The sequence below is a fragment of the Lentzea aerocolonigenes genome (genome assembly GCF_000955955.1).
In the GTDB taxonomy this organism is placed as follows: Bacteria; Actinomycetota; Actinomycetes; order Mycobacteriales; family Pseudonocardiaceae; genus Lentzea; species Lentzea aerocolonigenes_A.
On record NZ_JYJG01000313.1, the window covers coordinates 1 to 1,590 of the forward strand.

Annotated in this window: 2 protein-coding genes; both read left to right on the plus strand. The window is 69.2% G+C overall.

Going from position 1 to position 1,590, the window contains the following annotated elements; translation table 11 throughout:
- Positions 1-66: 66 nt before the first annotated feature.
- Positions 67-1,056 carry an ABC transporter permease gene (locus tag UK23_RS34775; RefSeq protein WP_045315985.1) on the plus strand — a complete coding sequence of 330 codons (990 nt, stop codon included), beginning with the start codon at positions 67-69 and terminating at the stop codon, positions 1,054-1,056.
- An 8-nt stretch (positions 1,057-1,064) separates the two neighbouring features.
- Positions 1,065-1,590, plus strand: a 526-nt coding sequence (locus UK23_RS34780) for a glycoside hydrolase N-terminal domain-containing protein (RefSeq protein WP_045315986.1), incomplete at its 3' end; no start/stop codon positions are given.

Below are 1,590 nucleotides of genomic sequence, written 5' to 3' on the forward strand. Positions count from 1 at the left end.
ACCTCACGTGGATGAAGGTTCCCTTCATCGACGCCGAGCCCGGGCCGCGCGAAGGAGCGGACAGTGATGGCTGAGACAACCGCAGCCGGCAGGCGGATCGCCTTCGCCCGCCTGCGCGACCTCGCGCTGATTCCCGCGATCATCGTCATCGCGATCGTCGGCCAGCTGGTCAGCCCGGTCTTCCTGCGCGGCGACAACCTGCTCAACGTGCTGCAGACCATGTCCGAGATCGCGATCCTGGTCCTGGCGCAGACCCTGGTGCTGATCGTCAAGAAGATGGACCTCTCGCTGGAGTCCACGGTCGGGCTCGCACCCGGCATCGCGGCCTGGCTCACCGTGCCGGTCGGCGCGGGTCACGGGCTCGGGCTGGTGCCGGGCGGCTGGTCGGTGCCGATCACCCTGGCGGTCGGCGTGCTGGTCGGTGTGGTCAACGCGTTGTTCATCATCCGGTTCGGGCTCAACGGGTTCATCGTCACGCTCGGCATGCTGATCGTCCTGCGCGGCATTCTCACGGGTGTCTCCGGCGGTCAGACCTTCTTCCGGCTGCCCAAGTCCATGCTCTACCTCGGCACCGCGGAGTGGCTCGGCATGCCCGCGTCGGTCTGGCTGTGCCTGCTCCTGTTCGCCGCGGGCATCGTCGTGCTCGGCTTCACGAGCTTCGGCCGGTCCCTCTACGCGATCGGCGGGAACGTCGACGCGGCGAAGGCTGCCGGCATCCGCACCGACCGGGTGCTCTGGATCGTGATCGTCACGGCCAGCCTGCTCGCGGCGCTCAGCGGGCTGTTGTTGTCCGGGCGGCTCGCCTCGGTCGCTTCGGCACAGGGCAACGGGTACATCTTCACCGTGTTCGCCGCGGCGGTGATCGGCGGCATCTCGCTCAACGGCGGCAAGGGCACGATGTTCGGCGCCTTCACCGGCATCCTGCTGCTGTTCATGATCCAGAACGTGCTGACGCTGGGCGGTGTGCCCGCGCAGTGGATCGGCGCGCTCAACGGCACGATCATCCTCATCGCACTGGCGCTGTCCCGCGTCACCGGCGGCAAGGTCCAGGACTAGGAGTTCGCGTGACCCCCTTCACCCGCAGGCGTTTCCTCGCCGCCACCGCGCTCACGGCCGGAGCGGCGGCGTTGCCAGGTGGCACCGCGAAGGCCGCCGGGCCCGACCGGGGCATTCACGACACGAGCCCGGCGTCGTCGTGGAAGGACGGCTTCCTGACCGGCAACGGCGAGTACGGGGCCGTGCTGCACGGCGCGCCCGCGGCCGAGAAGGTGATCTTCAACTACCACCGGCTCGTGCTGCCCAACGGCACCCGGTCCGTCACTCCCCCGGTCCTCTCCGGACGCCTGAACGCCGTGCGGGACAAGGCACTCGCCGGTGACTACGCCGGTGCGAACAAGGACTTCGCGGCCGGCTGGTCGTTGCGCTGGACGCAGACCTACCACCCGGCGTACGAGCTGGGGATCGCCACGCAGAGCCCGACGGTGAGCAACTACCGCAGGGCCACCGACTTCCGCACCGGCGAAGTCACCACAACGTGGACGAACGACGGCACGTGGACCCGGCGGGCGTTCGTCTCCCGCGCCGACAAGG